This window comes from Rhizobium sp. AN6A (assembly GCF_900215635.1).
Classification (GTDB): domain Bacteria; phylum Pseudomonadota; class Alphaproteobacteria; order Rhizobiales; family Rhizobiaceae; genus Agrobacterium; species Agrobacterium tumefaciens.
In genome coordinates, this window is record NZ_OCNC01000001.1 from 80,763 (window position 1) to 96,469 (window position 15,707).

Genomic DNA, 15,707 nt, shown 5'->3' on the forward strand with positions numbered 1-15,707 from the left:
GGTGCCAGCCAGCTTAACCTATGCCGGTCCATTGACAGTCGCGCGCCATGCAATGTGGTTGCGTCCGTATTTCTCGTCCAAATAAAGCTAGTTAATGTCATGCAAGGTCTCGCTGATCTCGATAATCAATACACTGATGATGAAGAACATGTATTCGAACATGATAGCGGCCTCACCGCACTGTGCGCGATAGCCTCGCATTATCGGATTGCCGCTAATTCCAAAACGTTGACCCACCAACTTGCCATTTCGGCGAAGTCCGGTCCTCGAGATATATTGAGAGCAGCAAAACACATTGGCCTGAAGGCGAGGCTTATTTCCACCAGATCTGAGAAGCGATTTGCGTCTCTCCCGGTCCCAGCAATTATTTGCTTTGTCGATGGCGATTGCGGTGTTTATCTCGGGCTTGCCAACAATGGGTTGCACAACATCGCTGACCCGCAAAGCTTGGCGGTTCGCCAGGTCGATTTCGCAACATTGCTAGAAGCTAGCAATGGGTCGATAATTCTCATACAACGTCGCTTCTCAGGGCCCGGTGTTTCCAAGGAAACATTTGGTTTCCGATGGTTTCTTCCATCTCTGTTTCGTTACCGTAGAGCTTTTGGCCACGTTCTGCTTGCCTCGTTATTCGTGCAGGTCTTCGCCCTTGTTACACCGTTGTTTTTTCAGGTGGTGGTAGACAAGGTCCTTGCTCACCGAAGTTATTCTACCCTTCTAGTTCTCGTGGTCGGCCTTGTCGCTCTTGGACTCTTTGAGGTCATTCTCCAGTATCTTCGAACTTACGCCCTATCTCACACTACCAATCGCATAGATGTTGAGCTTGGCCAGAGGCTTTTTCGTCATATGATGAACCTGCCTCTTACTTATTTCGAGACCCGGGCTGCGGGCCAGACCGTTGCACGCATTCGTGAACTTGAAACCATCCGTGACTTCCTGACAGGACAAGGACTTTTCTCGGGGCTCGATCTTATCTTTACGGGGGTCTTCATCTTCGTTCTGTTTTGCTATTCGACGACCTTGGCATGGATCGTTGTTGCGTCCATCCCTTTTTACATCGGAATAGGAATTCTCATCCGACCATTTCTAAAAGAACGTATCGATGAGAAGTTTGACCGAGGCGCCTATAGCCAGCAATTGCTCGTTGAGACTGTTGTCGGCATCCAGACCCTCAAAGCCTCCGCTGTCGAGCCGGTCGTTGCATCCCAATGGGAAGAAAGACTGGCAGCTTATGTACGCTCGTCATTTGCCGCAACGATGCTGGCTGCCAAGGGCCAGAATGCGATCCAGTATGTCAGCAAAGTGACAAGTGCCGCCCTGCTTCTGTTTGGTGCGCAGGCGGTGATCAACGGGGAACTGACGGTCGGGGCACTCGTGGCCTTCAACATGATAGCGGGTCAGGTGTCCCAGCCAATTCTGCGCTTATCTCAACTCTGGCAGGACTTTCAGCAGGTTCAGGTCTCCGTTTCGAGACTTGCCGATATTCTCAACGCGCCGCAGGAGCCGCGACCTACCACGACCGTCAATCAACCAACTCCTCGTGGTGCACTTGCGTTCCAGGGTGTCAACTTCCGCTACCGTCAAGATTCGCCCAAAATCCTTAGCGACATCAATCTCACTATACGACCAGGCGAAGTCATTGGAATGGTCGGGCCTTCAGGTTCAGGAAAATCAACCCTGACCAAGTTAGTTCAGCGTTTTTATCTCCCTGAAAGTGGACAGATTTTTCTCGACGGTCAAGATATTGCACAGTCTGATCCTTCGTGGCTACGGAGCCACATTGGCGTCGTTTTACAGGACAATATCCTGTTCAATCGCACAGTCCATGAAAACATCGCGTTCAGCAATCCGTCTATGCCGCGCGAAGCTGTCATCAAAATGGCGCGTATGTCGGGAGCTGATGAATTCATTGGCAAGCTCCCGCGTGGGTATGACACCATGATCGAAGAGCGAGGCGCAAATTTGTCTGGGGGGCAGCGACAAAGGCTGGCGCTTGCGCGCGCTCTTTCGACCAATCCTCCCATCCTTATCCTTGATGAGGCGACAAGTGCGCTCGACTACGAAAGTGAACGCATCATCCTCAACAATATGCGCGAGATCGTCAGAGGCCGTACCGTCATCATCATCGCGCATCGATTAGCAACGGTTCGATACTGCAATCGCATTATCGGCATGAAGGACGGTCATATTGTGGAACAAGGTTCACATGACGAGTTGCTTGCCCGCAAGGACGGCCTCTACGCACACCTTTGGAAGCTGCAGAACGGGAGCGATGCAGCATGAGAGCCAAATTCTCTCCAGTTGGTAATCGCGTCGAAAAGAAGTCAAAAATCTCTCGTAATCGAGCTGACACGGAATTCCTTCCAGCTGCGCTAGAAATACTCGAAGGTCCGCCGTCGCCGATTCGTGTTGCCGGCTTGTGGTTCATATGCACGCTCGCCGTCACAGCATTGTCCTGGGGATGGTTCGGTAAATTCGATATTGTCGCAACTGCCCAAGGAAAGATACAACCGGCTGGACGAGTCAAAATCATTCAGTCTCTCGAAAGCGGTAAGACAAAATTCGTTCCAGTCACCAACGGCATGCCCGTTAGGGCGGGCGATGTCGTTGTTGCACTAGATGACTCAGCGATCGCGGCCGAAGAGACGGCCAAGACAGGTCTGCTGCTCGCCTCGACCACAGAAGTCGTTAGAAGTGCGGCATTGATATCTTGGATCGCCCAGCGAAAACACCATGGCGATGCAGACGATGCGTCAGCGTTGAGTGTGCCCACGCTTGTTTTTTCCGAAGAAGTACCGGGTTTGCGCCGGGCCAGAGAACAAGCCGTCTTCGAAGCTGAACTTCACGCGATATCTACATCGCTCGCCAGCCTCAGTGCCCAAAGAGGTCAACGTCAGGCGGAAATTGAGGGGCTCAAGAAAGCCATAGAAGCGCAAGAATCTTTGGTGGAAACCCTTCGCGAGCGCGTCACCATGCGCTCAAAACTCTTGCACTCAGAATCGGGCTCCAAGGCTCAGATGATCGACGCCGTACAAGAACAACAGGAGGCTGTTGCGACATTGTCGGATAAACGGGCTCAACTCGAAACCACCACTGCAGCGCTCGTCGTCGCAACAGCTGAACGGCTCAAACTTTTGGACACGGCTTCTGCTGAAAATGCCTCGCGAAAACTGAAAGCTGAACACACCATCGATGAACTCGTTCAGGAAATCATAAGGATCAGAAAACGTCGCGAACTGTTGACCATTCGGTCGCCGGTCGATGGAGTCGTCCAGCTGTCCTCGATCGCCACCGTCGGACAAGTCGTTTCACCAAATGTGGAAATCATGCGCATTGTGCCTTCCGACGCGGTTTTGGAAATCGAAGCCTATCTGTCAAATAAAGATATCGGATTTGTGACCGAGGGGCAGCCAGTCATCGTTAAAGTTGAAGCGTACCCGTTCACGCGCTTTGGAATTATTGAAGGCGCGGTGGAGCGAATTTCAACAGATGCCGTTCCTGAACCGGATGCGCAACAGATAGAGTCAACCATTCTTCAAAGCTCCAGCTCGACAATACCAACGGGTAATGTGCCAAGAGTGCAAAATCTCGTTTTTCCTGTCACGCTTCGCCTCAACTCTTTCACTCTTCAGGTTGAAGGCCGATCAATGCCCCTCGCAACCGGAATGGCGGTTACAGTTGAAATCAAGACCGGCGAGCGCCGAATTCTGGAGTATCTATTCTCCCCGCTCTCCCAGATCACGTCAGAGGCGATGAAAGAGCGCTAGACACTTAAAGTGTTATGGAGGGACCGGAGAAGTTCACGACCTTTAGTCTCTGCTAGGTGTACCCCCTATCTTGGCTAGTTGATCTGGAGCTGCAAATCAGCAAGAATCGCGACGGATTACGGTCCCAGCGGCCGCCGAAACACACGATTCTGGAGCCTCTCGTGGCTAAAGCGAAGACATCACAGACGTCCGTCGAGCGGCGCGCCGAAGAGCTCGATACCATTGCGTCCGTCCTGCCGCTCGAACGCCGCGACGAGCTCGCCGAGCTGTTGACCGATCAGGACGTCGAGACGCTGCGCCATCTCGTTAATCAGGGCATGGGCGACAATACGCTGCGCGCACTCACATCCGACCTCGCTTACCTAGAAGCCTGGGGGCTGGCGACCACCGGCAGTTCTCTTCCCTGGCCCGCACCGGAAGCACTACTGTTGAAATTTGTCGCCCATCACCTCTGGGATCCGGAAAAGCGCGCAACAGATCCCGACCACGGCATGCCAGCTGCGGTCGATGAAAACCTCCGGCGCCAGGGTTTTCTGAGATCCGTCGGCCCACACGCACCATCGACGGTGCGCCGGCGGCTGGCCAACTGGTCGACGCTGACCAGGTGGCGCGGCCTCCATGGCGCCTTCGCCTCCCCTGCCCTTAAATCAGCCATTCGTCTGGCCGTGCGCGCCGTTCCGCGAACCCGGGCGCGCAAGAGCGCAAAAGCGGTCACAGGCGACGTTCTGGCAAAGCTGCTTGCGACTTGCGAGTCAGACAGCCTGCGCGATCTACGCGACAAGGCAATCCTGATGGTGGCCTTTGCCTCCGGCGGTCGGCGGCGCAGCGAGATCGCCGGACTGCGGATTGAACAGTTGGTAGTCGAGCCGCCGATCGAGGTGCCGGACGGCCCTCCCCTCCCCTCTTTAGCCATTCATCTTGGCCGAACCAAAACGACGGCCGGCGAGCAGGACAACGTCGTCTATCTCACAGGCCGGCCTGTCGAGGCGTTGAATGCCTGGCTGGCGGCCGCCAGGATCGACAAGGGCAGCGTGTTTCGCGGGATCGGAAAATGGGGAACGGTTTCCAAACGGGCGCTAGATCCACAGTCGGTCAATGCAATCATCAAGCAGCGCGCCGAAATAGCAGGGTTGGAGGCAGGCCAGTTTTCGGCGCATGGTCTGCGGTCGGGCTATCTGACCGAAGCGGCCAACCGAGGCATTCCCCTCCCCGAGGCGATGGAGCAATCACGCCACCGATCGGTCCAGCAAGCATCCAGCTACTACAATAGCGCGACAAGGAGAAGTGGTAGGGCAGCTAGACTACTATAGCAATTTGCGATCCACGGTCCGGCAAGAAAATCCGGTCAATGTCACCCCCGTCTACGAAACAGTGAATTGATGGGTTGGATGTCCACCGTCTACGGCGGACGTCACCCGTCAGCAATTCAACGTGTGGATACTCGTTAGACATAAGCCTGTGCTCAAGCCTGTGCTTGAGCCTTTCTGCTTATGCCGACCGTTCGGTCGAAATGGGGGCAATTCACTGTCATTATTTCTAGGTGGGATTGCATCTAGCCGAAGATGTTGCATTATTTCCGGACAATGTTGAGGGGAGAGGGGAATGCTTAAAGTTGCGATAGTCAGCATCGCACTGCTTTTCGGCACTGTGGCCGGAGCGACGGAGTATCGGACCATAGAACGGTTAGCATCACGAAGCCTGGTCGAGAACTTTGGGAATGAGGCCGGAGTTGCAGACAGTTCTACCGTTCGATCGATCAATGCGCTGGCATTGAATATGATCAAAGACTTTGAGGGTTGGGAACCTCGTGCATATAATGACCCCGCAGGATACTGCACAATTGGCTACGGACATCTCATTGCGCTGAAGCGATGTGAAACCATTGATCTCAATGAATTCGCAGCTGAGCTTTCGCTCGAGAGCGGTTCTGTACTCCTCGAGAACGACACTCTCGAGGCTCGCCGGGCTATCAAGAGGTTCGTAAAGGTCGATCTCTCTGATCATCAGTTCGGAGCGCTCGCGGCCTTCGTCTTCAATGTAGGTGAGACAAACTTTAAGTCGTCGACAATGCTCAGAAAGATCAACGACGAGGATTTTGCCGGCGCGGCAAAGCAGTTCGGACGCTGGGTGAAGGCTGATGGTGTGGTGCTTCCGGGACTAGTCAAGCGAAGAGCTTGCGAAGCCACCCATTTCAAGGGCGAGCTCGAATACGGTGCCTCGGGCAAGTTCAGCCGCAGCCTGTGCAACGATGCTGGTATCGCTGGCGGAGATACCGAATTGATCGATCTAGAGGTTGGTGAAACGAACTAGTAGGAGGGTGTCGTTGCGAACCGTGACCCGGATTCAACCTCGGAAGCCGCTTATCGCGGCGGCGTTTCTCCTTACAGCTTGGCTGCCCACCGACGCGTCTGCCTCGGTGCGTACGTGCATAAAGGCGCTTACAGCGGGTAAGCTCACGACTGATCCAGTTGGCGAGCGCCTCGTTCGTGAGGTGGCGGGTTCTATCGGTATCCACCGGAAGATCACCGTGATTGCCTGTCCCGATGGTGTGGACAAAGCCTCTGCGGATGAAATTACCGATGACGAAGTCGCCGTTGACGTTCCCCGGGGAGAATACATCGCATTCAACCCGGAATGGGTGAGAGAGGTCGTGGGTGATCAGAGCGAACCCGGTCAACCCAATCGTGTGCCGGCGATAGCTGTGTTCGGGCATGAGTTGGGGCATTTGCTTTACCGGCATTTCGATCTTAACAGCAACAAACCTCTTCGAGAGAGCGAAGCGGAAGCCGACCATTTCGCTGGCTGTGCTGTCGCCAGCGATGGTGGTTCGTGGGAACAGCTTGAGGAATTTATGCATCGCCTTCGGAGCGAGAAAGATGAGCTGTATCCTGACCGACTTATGAGCCTGGATTCCGCCTTGGACGGGTTCAAGGCTTGCCGGGGCGGCAACGTGGATGCGTCGAGTGACTATCTCGACATGGTCGAAGCTGCACGCGAAACACCGATCATAGCTTTGCCAGATGGCCTTTATTGCGGAAGGACGGTCTCGGATCTTGAGATTGAGGAAGTTGTCGGAATTTCGGTGCAACCCAAAGGTTGCGACATCGACCCCGAGGGTCTGGGCTTCGTAATAGAGAACAACAATCCGGAGATACTCCCAACGGCTTCAGTAAATCCTAAGAGAATAAAGGCAAGAACGTCCTGCTATCCGGTCAATTTCAGGGACGAAGCAAAACGCTTTCTAACGATGATGGAAGACGATCTGTCCAAACGAGAGCACGCCGCAGAATGCCGGTTTACCCTGTCTTATTATCGCTTAATCAAATCGCAGTATTTGGAAGATCTGGACCAGATAAGCTCGTCCAATTTCGTTGCATTTCACCAAGGGGGCGATGGTACTGCGGGACGCATGTTCTCGATAGAAAGCGCGGACGGTAGCACAAAGCGTCGCAAGTTTAATCTTCTATGGAGTGCGTTTGACGAAGACATGGTCGCAAGGATGAAGATCGTTGGCGGCGCCTTCGATTCAGGGATGATGGACCAAATCTTCACCGACAAATTAGGCGCGCGAGAAGATTGATGCCTGTCGATTGTTTTCGGCCGACGAAGACCTAGCAGAACATCGTCGTGCGTATCGCGACAGAGATCACGGATCTTGAAATATGGCTCCCCCATTCCGATTTCGGGTGCTTTTGCCTCTGACGTGTTGGCATGGTCACCCGGAGTGAAGGCCGGCGGCGCGGGTAAGCAGGCTCTGCAGTTCAGTCGACTTGCAGGGATCAGTTCTAGCCATGGAGTTGGGTGGGGTAATGAAAGACGGTGTAGCCAAGGCTTTGGCGGATGCAGCAGAGGAGCTCAGAAATATTCATCGCGGAAAGCACTACGGGTTCTGGCGTGAAGAAGCAGCGCCTAAGATCGATGCTGTGTTCCGCGCGGCCGAGCCTTATAGTTCTTTCAACCACGTTTGGATCCAAACCGGCGACGGCGACTATACCAAGGCGAACGCGCGTTACGGCGCATGGGCGATCGACATGCTCGTCTCAAAGCACAGCCCAGAGGAGATAATCTCGGCCTTCGATGACGAAGTCAGGCGGAACTTGGCGATCTACGAGGATGCATCTCCGCTGTTTGGCGTTCAACTTGACCAGGATTGCAGGATTGATGACGACATTGCCCTCGTCGCTGCACCGGGCGATGATCTGAAGAGACTCGCGCACATCTTACCGTTTCAGGCGATGCGTCTTCCTGCCGGGACAGCCATCATGAAGCAGCGGTTCACCGTAGCGCCGGCATTTGAAAAGGTTCAGCAATCGATCGAGAGCCCCTCTGTGGTTTCTCTCACTCGTCCAAACCGTAACGAGAGGGCTCAAACGCGCGACAAAATCCGTCTGGCTTGCATACTCGTCAGCCCTGGCCCGGTGGAGTTGCCGGAGACGTTATTGATACCCGCTGCAGGGGCTCTCTTTGCCGCAGGCGAAGGGAATTCGACGCGCCGACCGCTCGGCTTGGTTCCCCTCGTCGCGCTTCCGATCGAGGCAAAATGGGTCGAGCATGCCTATAACCTGCTGACGGCATTCCAAGATCTCGAAGCATTGGGCCGATCAATTGACAGACTGGGTCGATCGAGGATGTCTCGCTCAGACGTCGACCGTGTGATCGATCTCGGGATGGCGGCGGAGATCGCCCTGATGCATGATATGAGCCCCTCCAATACGGAAATCTCACACAAAATAAGCACGAGGGCAGCATGGCTGCTCGGTTCGGAGGCTGCCAAACGCGTTGCAATAGCAAAGGAGATGAGAGAGCTCTACAACGCTCGATCGAGCGCCGTCCATTCGGGCAAACTCTCGACAAAGTCTCATCTTGATGTCGCAGGTGCCGACCGGCTGGTGTCGGAGGCGCTGCTGGCCATCCTAGCGCATGGTTCGTTTCCGGATTGGAACGCCCTGACGCTCGGTGACAGACCCGACGTTCCGGGCGAACGATAGCCGCCTTGCCTCCTGAGGGCATCGCGTTGGCTTCCCGCTGAACAACGCTTGATCAGGCAACGCCTTTCCCGCAAACGTCCCCTATTTGGCCCAGTCGGCCCGAAGCTGCGATTTTGGCCAACTTTGACGTGCCCCCAATAAATTAGGCCATTTAGAACTGGAATTTTCCACTTATGATCCCTGGTGGGAAGAAGAGGAGAATTCGATGAAGGCCTCGAAGTTTTCGGAAGCGCAGATCGCATTCGTGTTGAAGCAGGCAGAGGATGGCACGCCGATCGGCGAGGTCTGCCGCAAGGCAGGAATTTCGGACGCGACGTTTTACAATTGGCGCAAAAAATACGCGGGCTTGATGCCCTCGGAGATGAAGCGGCTGCGACAGCTTGAGGAAGAGAATGCCAAGCTGAAGCGGATTGTTGCCGACCTGTCGCTGGACAAGGCCATGCTGCAGGATGTGCTTTCAAAAAAGCTTTGAGGCCTGGCCGCAAGCGCAAGCTTGTCGACACGATCAAGGCGGACTGGAAGGTTTCGATCCGGCGTGCATGCTCGGTGTTGAAAGTCGACCGGTCGCTCTATGTCTACAAGTCCAGGCGTGGCGAGCAGGCCGAGTTGAAGCTGAAGATCAAGGACATCTGCCAGACGCGGGTACGCTACGGCTACAGGCGTGTGCATATCCTTATCAAGCGTGAAGGCTGGCCCGTGAACCCGAAGCGAATCTATCGTCTTTACAATGAGATGGACCTCCAGCTCCGCAACAAGGTTCCCAAGCAAGGCGAAGCTGCGGGCTGACCGCACGGAGCCGACCCATTCCAACCATGTTTGGGCGATGGATTTCGTTCATGACCAACTGGCCACTGGTCGCAAGATCAGGGTTCTGACGGTCGTCGACACTTACTCGCGCTTCTCGCCGGCAGTCGATGCCCGCTTCAGTTACAAGGGGGAGGATGTCGTTCAGACACTGGAGCGGGTCTGCCGGCAGGTCGGATATCCGACGACCATTCGCGTCGATAACGGCAGCGAGTTCATCTCTCGAGACCTTGATCTTTGGGCCTATCACAAGGGTGTCGTGCTCGACTTCTCCCTGCCAGGCAAGCCGACCGACAACAGCTACATCGAGAGTTTTAATGGCAAGTTCCGCGCCGAGTGCCTGAACGCTCACTGGTTCATGACCCTTGACGACGCGCGGGCAAAGATGGAGGATTGGCGTAGAGACTATAACGAGTTCCGGCCACACAGCGCGATAGGCAACAAAGTGCCGATTTCGCTTATGAACGGCTCATCGGCACCCCCGCCGAACTGAGCCAAAACCCCGGAAAATTCCAGCTCCCGCTGGCCCAAAATCGGGGAGCACGTCAGCGGCGAACAGGGTTCGCTTAAACTTAACAGTGATCGGAAGCAGAACATCGTTGTCGATCCCCAATATGCGCCCTTGGATCCGCACGTACTCATCCTCAAACGTGCCGAACGCGAAGTGATAGTCGTAGTTATCTGAAACCCTATCGGTTCCTGCGGGCGGGTTTGTCAGGTCAGTGCGTTCGAAGTAGAAGACGCTGGAAAGTTTGCATGATCCCGAGGTCTTCAACTCCTCCCATACCCAATTGTTGTTATTAAAATCCGCTCGATACTCGAGCTCGAGACCAGTGGTGGTGTGTCCGAAACTTATCATTTTCCCCCCGCGTGTTTGTGGGGCGCATCCTAGCCAGGCTCAACACTTTGTCCAAGCGCCCAGGTGTTCTCCCGATCAATGCGGGCGAGGTCATCGCTGGCATCGAGCGTGAGAAAGGCGGGCAACTTCCAGACAACAGTTAGCGCCACGCCCCACCGGCAACGTTTCGAAGCGGGCTCTTGATCCGCACTCCATCGAGGATCCCCCGGCGGCCCATTTCGCTCCTCTCGGTGCTATGTCGAAGCTTCGCCAATACGTGCAAAGCCTTACGCCGCCGAAGCATTTTCCGCCGGGCACCATCGATCCGGCCTGTGCCCCTCCTGCCCCCACATCCGCAAACCGTCGGGCTTCACATAATAGGCTGTGCATCAAGCATGCGCCCGCCGATGAGATTTCCAATCTGCCGCGGACGGGGTCACCCGCGTGGCAGACGGCATCCTGAGGGAATGCGACGTGGTGGCTAGGGCTCTGATCGCCGGATGGTTTTTGATCCCGTTCGGGAGCGATTCCCTTGTTTATGTCGAATTGTCGTCGAGTGTTACCGAACGGGAGCAAAAATTTACCGTGCTCCCGTAAGGGTGCAGCTGCGCTTGCCGAAAAACCGGAAGAATGCTATTTTCCCGTGCGGGAGCAAAGGATTTGTGCGCTTGCCGAAAAAACCGCTAGATAGCCTAACCGACATTCAAAAATTGGCCGACCAGGCATATCCTGCATTGTCGCTGGCGAGTACGCTCGCTTCGGCCAATGCGCCAGCAAAAGCTTTGCAAGATCTCAACAAGAGATTTTCATCCAGCGAGGAGCTAATGAGATCTCTCGAGTCTGCCACCGAGATCGCAAAGCGGCTGACGCAGCATTCGGATCTGGCAGCCAAACTCACAGATGCGTTGCCGAAAGTCGAGCTCATCCTACCGAATGTTTCCGCCACGATAAAGGCATCCCTGCCCAAACCACTGGCGGATACCTCTGCCCCATCAACGCCGCATGCCCCAGTCGCCAGCCAAACGACAAGCCCGCAAAACTTTGCACACGAGGATGTCCCCGTTAATAGCATCATGGATCTCGGGCGCATGGTTCGTCGCCTGCGGGAAAGTCGGAAACTATCGCAGCAGGAATTTGCGGATCTGGCCGGTGTGGGACGCCGCTTTCTTTCTGAACTTGAAAACGGCAAACCGACTTTGGAATTCGAAAAAGTTCTCCAGGTCGCTCGGGCGGCCGGGATATCCCTTTTTGCGCGGGGCCGATCGCTGTAATGGAAGTACTTGCTCTCGACGTCCGCCTTGACAGTGCGCAAGAGCCGGTGGGCGTGCTCGTCCGCGATCAACGTGGCGGCTTGGCTTTCGCCTACGACGAAGCCTATGTGTCACAACCGGGGGCGATTTCCCTTTCTCTTTCACTGCCCTTAACCCGAGAGCCGTTCGAGGAGGCCGTTGCACGCCCTTTCTTCGACAACCTGCTCCAAGAACGGGATGGGGCGCTGTATGACATCATGGCGCGCGAAGGCATAGCTCGTGATGATATCGCAGGCCTCTTGTTCCATCTTGGCAAGGATTGTGCGGGGGCGCTTTCGGTTCTGCCCGCTGGCTCGCCTCCAACCAAGGTTCCGGGTGATTATGAGAAAGATTAGCGTATCGAAGACGGTCGGCTGATCGCGATCGTCGACTCGCTTCATAAGCGGCGGCGATTACCTGCCGGCACGGACGACCCCTCCCCCCTTGCTGGCATGCAAAGTAAAATCGCACTCACACTCCTGCCGGATGGTTCTCTGGCAGAGCCAGTTCCCGGATCGGGTGCGCCGACGACGCATATCCTGAAGGTCCCCGACCAGGATCACCTCCGTGACGCCTCTCTCGAATATGAGGCAATGCAACTGTCGCACGCCGCCGGATTTTCAACAGCTGATGTATCGTTGCTCCCATTCGCGGGCATTGAGGTCCTTTTGGTCACCCGGTTTGACCGGGCTCTCGACAGAGACGGTCGCATCGTTCGAATTCACCAGGAGGACTTCGCGCAGGCTCTTGGTCTGCCCTCTTTGCTCAAATACGAACGACGAGGAGTTCCCGGCCGGCGTTTCGACGTCGATGCGATCCGGCGAATTCTCGACGCAACCGACGATCCTGCCGCAGAACGAGAATTCTTTATTCAAGCGACGCTTTTCGATCTTCTTGTAGGAAACGTGGATGGCCACGCAAAGAACTTTGCGCTTCTTCATGAGAAAGGCGGAAGGATCAGAACCACGCCACGTTACGATATTCTCCCGACCCGGCTCGATGACACACTCACCGACGAACTCGCTTACAAGATTGGCGACGCCGATACGCTTGACGCGATAAGTCGAGACGACTTCGATCTTTTTCTCAAGAGCTTGGGAATTTCGAGTTCCGCTGCCCGCCAGCGCCTTTCCAAAAGATACGCCACTGGAATCGCGAACAAGCTTGCCGAACATTTGGACCAGCTTGGGAAGGGTGGGCAGAAGCCTTTCGCCGACCTCATCGCTTCCAATATGCGTACGCTTCTCGGGGCACTGGATATCGACGTCCCTGGCCCCGCAAGAGACCGTGACGCGTATATCGGGCGGGCCGGTGGTTGGCTTCTGAGCTGACGATGCCGGGCGATCTTGACCAAAAGCGATAAGGATCCCGTGCAAAATTTCCGCCGTTGCGACAACCACGTCGAATGCATTCCGGGCGAACTATATGTCGATTGCTCAATGCAAACTTGTCGCTGGTGATTCTGCCCAGAATCGGAACATTCACCGCCGTGACGATCATCCATGCGGGTACTTCAATCTTATCGACTCATATTTTGTGCTTCGGCGCGAGTGGGATTTTTGGACAAAATCCTACTAGAGCTTTGCTTTATCACGATGTTTTAATTCAAATGCGTTCGTGGGGAATTTTGCGTTAAGCTTCTGTTAACCGTAAATAGCTTGCCCAGGCGCCAGAATCGAGGCTAATTGTAACAGCGGTTGAAAAAGGGTTTTGCCGCATTGAACCGCTGTTACTGAATTTTGGGCCGGACATGAAAACAAAAGCTGAAGCGAAGGCACCGTCAAGGGAAACTCTCGTAAGCCTCATTGAGCGGCATTCCTCGGCTCTTGCTGTCCAGTTACAAGCTCATCACCTCAGTACGTTTCCGCCTACGGCACAAAAGGGAATACGCTATTTCCAGCCCTCTGAAGCTGCAAAGTTCGTGGGCGTGAAGGAGGTCTACCTCCGTCAGGTCTCAAACGACATTGACGATCTGGAGGTAAGTACTACCCCCGGCGGCCGGCGCTCCTATTCCGTCGATGATATCGACAAGATCCGCCGCCATCTCGACAAGGTCGGCAGGGCTGATCGCAGGTATTTGCCGCACCGCCGGGACGGTGAAGACCTCCAGGTGATTTCCATTATGAACTTCAAGGGCGGCTCGGGCAAGACGACCACCTCCGTCCATCTCGCCCAATATCTGGGGCTCAAGGGTTATCGCGTCCTTGCCATCGATCTCGATCCTCAGGCAAGTATGTCCGCGCTGTTTGGACATCAGCCTGAACTCGATGTGCACCCGAACGACACGATGTACGGCGCGATACGTTATGACGAGAGCCGTCGGCCGGTAAAGGACATCATCCGGAAAACCTACATTCCGGGGCTGGAACTCGTCCCCGGCAATCTCGAACTGATGGAATTTGAACATGACACCCCTCGCGCACTGATGACGCGCAAACCGGGCGATGTTATGTTCTTTCAACGACTCAGCGACGCGATTGGTGATGTGAGTGATGACTACGATATCGTCATCATCGATTGTCCTCCTCAACTGGGCTACCTGACGCTGTCTGCCCTCACCGCGGCAACGTCGGTTCTGGTGACGGTTCACCCGCAAATGCTGGACGTCATGTCGATGAACCAGTTCCTAGCAATGGTCGCCGATTTGCTTCGAGAAGTCGCCGCCGCCGGCGGCGATGTTGATTTTGCCTGGTTGCGCTACCTGGTCACGCGCTTTGAGCCGTCTGACGGACCTCAAAATCAGATGGTTGGATATCTTCGGTCGATCTTCGGCGCCCATGTGCTGAATTTTCCGATGCTGAAGTCGACCGCTGTCTCGGACGCAGGGCTTACCAATCAAACTCTTTATGAAGTCGAACGGGGGCAGTTTACACGCAGCACCTATGACCGCGCCATCGAATCCATGAACAGCGTCAATGACGAGATTGAAACCCTGATCAAGAAAGCTTGGGGACGAGCGATATGAGCAGAAAGAACCTTCTGAACCTGATCCAGGTCGATGCCGACATGCCCGTAAAGACTGCGACATCCGACAACAAGCTTGTCGGCCAAGTCGCCAGCACGATGCGCGAAGAGAAAGCCCGCCAGGCACGCGCCGACGATATCGAGCGGCGGCTTGCCGAGGGTCAGTCTGTCATCGACCTGGACACAGCTCTCGTCGAACCGTCTTTCGTTCGTGACCGCATGCCTGGCGATATCGACGGTCTGGTTTCGTCGATCCGTGAGCAGGGCCAGCAGGTGCCAATCCTGGTACGTCCCCACCCTGAGAAACCGGGACATTATCAGGTTGCCTTCGGTCATCGCCGTCTACGCGCCATTGAGCAACTCGGCTTGCAGGTCAAGGCGGTTATCCGTGCCTTGACCGACGAGGAACTGGTGATTGCCCAAGGGCAGGAAAACAATGAACGCGAGGACCTATCCTTCATCGAGAAGTCACGGTTCGCGCAAAGACTGAAGGAACGGTTTCCCCGTGAAGTGATCACGTCTGCGATGTCTGTCGACAAGGCGGAACTGTCGCGAATGCTTTCTGTCGTGGATGCCATTCCCGCCGATCTGATCGATGCAATCGGGCCTGCACCCGGCGTTGGCAGACGAAGCTGGCAAGAGCTCGCGGATCTGATCCATAAGGCCGAAAACAACAACCCCTTGGAACTGGCACGATCGGACGAGATGCAGACCATGAGCTCGCAGGATCGGTTTAAGGCGCTTCTCAGCGCCTTCAAGCCACGCCGGGTTGTTCGCGGGTTGCCTGAGGTTCTGTCGACGTCGTCTGGCCAGCGCTTGGGCCACGTCAAGCAGAGCAAGTCAAAGATCGAAATTACGCTCGACAGGAAGGAAGCAGGAGAGTTCGCGTCCTTCCTGCTCAATGACGCGGTGGCTCTTTTCGAAGAGCGCCGTGCAAAGTCTGCTGGAAAAGAGGAAGCATAACCGCAAAAGAAAAGAGCCCCCAAAACGTCGCCGTCTCGGAAGCCCCTATCTGTCTAAGCACCAGTAGAATCGCATTTCCGGGATTCATCGTCAAGAG

General features: G+C 55.2%; 11 protein-coding genes and 1 pseudogene. All 12 read left to right on the forward strand.

The annotated features are described in order from the left end of the window. The first annotated feature begins 99 nt into the window (after positions 1 to 99). The 12 genes and pseudogenes from CRO62_RS00365 to repB all read left to right on the forward strand — a co-directional run bounded on the left by CRO62_RS00365 (position 100) and on the right by repB (position 15,610). Positions 100 to 2,280, forward strand: coding sequence for a type I secretion system permease/ATPase (locus tag CRO62_RS00365; RefSeq protein ID WP_097098712.1), 2,181 nt, complete (start codon positions 100 to 102; stop codon positions 2,278 to 2,280). Then, the gene (locus CRO62_RS00370; RefSeq protein WP_097098713.1) at positions 2,277 to 3,764 is read left to right on the forward strand and encodes an HlyD family type I secretion periplasmic adaptor subunit; all 1,488 of its coding nucleotides are present in this window, start codon (positions 2,277 to 2,279) and stop codon (positions 3,762 to 3,764) included. Before CRO62_RS00365 ends, CRO62_RS00370 begins: the two co-directional genes overlap by 4 nt. Positions 3,765 to 3,925: 161 nt before the next feature. Beyond that, positions 3,926 to 5,074 carry a site-specific integrase gene (locus tag CRO62_RS00375; protein ID WP_065703558.1) on the forward strand — a complete coding sequence of 383 codons (1,149 nt, stop codon included), beginning with the start codon at positions 3,926 to 3,928 and terminating at the stop codon, positions 5,072 to 5,074. A 292-nt stretch (positions 5,075 to 5,366) separates the two neighbouring features. After that, positions 5,367 to 6,074: a lysozyme gene (locus CRO62_RS00380; RefSeq protein ID WP_210201833.1), complete on the forward strand. Its 708-nt coding sequence runs from the start codon at positions 5,367 to 5,369 to the stop codon at positions 6,072 to 6,074. Positions 6,075 to 6,087: 13 nt separating this feature from the next. Next, positions 6,088 to 7,344, forward strand: a complete 1,257-nt coding sequence (locus tag CRO62_RS26955) for a hypothetical protein (protein WP_097098714.1) — start codon at positions 6,088 to 6,090, stop codon at positions 7,342 to 7,344. A gap of 229 nt (positions 7,345 to 7,573) precedes the next feature. Continuing rightward, the gene (locus CRO62_RS00390; RefSeq protein WP_143539362.1) at positions 7,574 to 8,752 is read left to right on the forward strand and encodes a HEPN domain-containing protein; all 1,179 of its coding nucleotides are present in this window, start codon (positions 7,574 to 7,576) and stop codon (positions 8,750 to 8,752) included. 205 nt (positions 8,753 to 8,957) lie between these two features. Then, positions 8,958 to 10,049, forward strand: a pseudogene (locus tag CRO62_RS00395) (IS3 family transposase). Positions 10,050 to 11,062: 1,013 nt separating this feature from the next. Then, entirely contained in the window at positions 11,063 to 11,665 is a 603-nt protein-coding gene (locus tag CRO62_RS27395; protein WP_323455408.1) for a helix-turn-helix transcriptional regulator, read from the forward strand. Further along, positions 11,665 to 12,039, forward strand: coding sequence for a HipA N-terminal domain-containing protein (locus CRO62_RS00410; protein WP_097098718.1), 375 nt, complete (start codon positions 11,665 to 11,667; stop codon positions 12,037 to 12,039). The genes CRO62_RS27395 and CRO62_RS00410 overlap by 1 nt, the downstream gene beginning before the upstream one ends. Positions 12,040 to 12,135: 96 nt before the next feature. Beyond that, positions 12,136 to 13,014 carry a HipA domain-containing protein gene (locus CRO62_RS27760; protein ID WP_097098719.1) on the forward strand — a complete coding sequence of 293 codons (879 nt, stop codon included), beginning with the start codon at positions 12,136 to 12,138 and terminating at the stop codon, positions 13,012 to 13,014. Between the two features lie 419 nt (positions 13,015 to 13,433). Next, the gene (repA, locus tag CRO62_RS00420) at positions 13,434 to 14,648 is read left to right on the forward strand and encodes a plasmid partitioning protein RepA (RefSeq protein WP_097098720.1); all 1,215 of its coding nucleotides are present in this window, start codon (positions 13,434 to 13,436) and stop codon (positions 14,646 to 14,648) included. Continuing rightward, the gene (gene repB / locus CRO62_RS00425; protein ID WP_097098721.1) at positions 14,645 to 15,610 is read left to right on the forward strand and encodes a plasmid partitioning protein RepB; all 966 of its coding nucleotides are present in this window, start codon (positions 14,645 to 14,647) and stop codon (positions 15,608 to 15,610) included. Before repA ends, repB begins: the two co-directional genes overlap by 4 nt. The last annotated feature ends 97 nt before the right edge of the window (positions 15,611 to 15,707 follow it).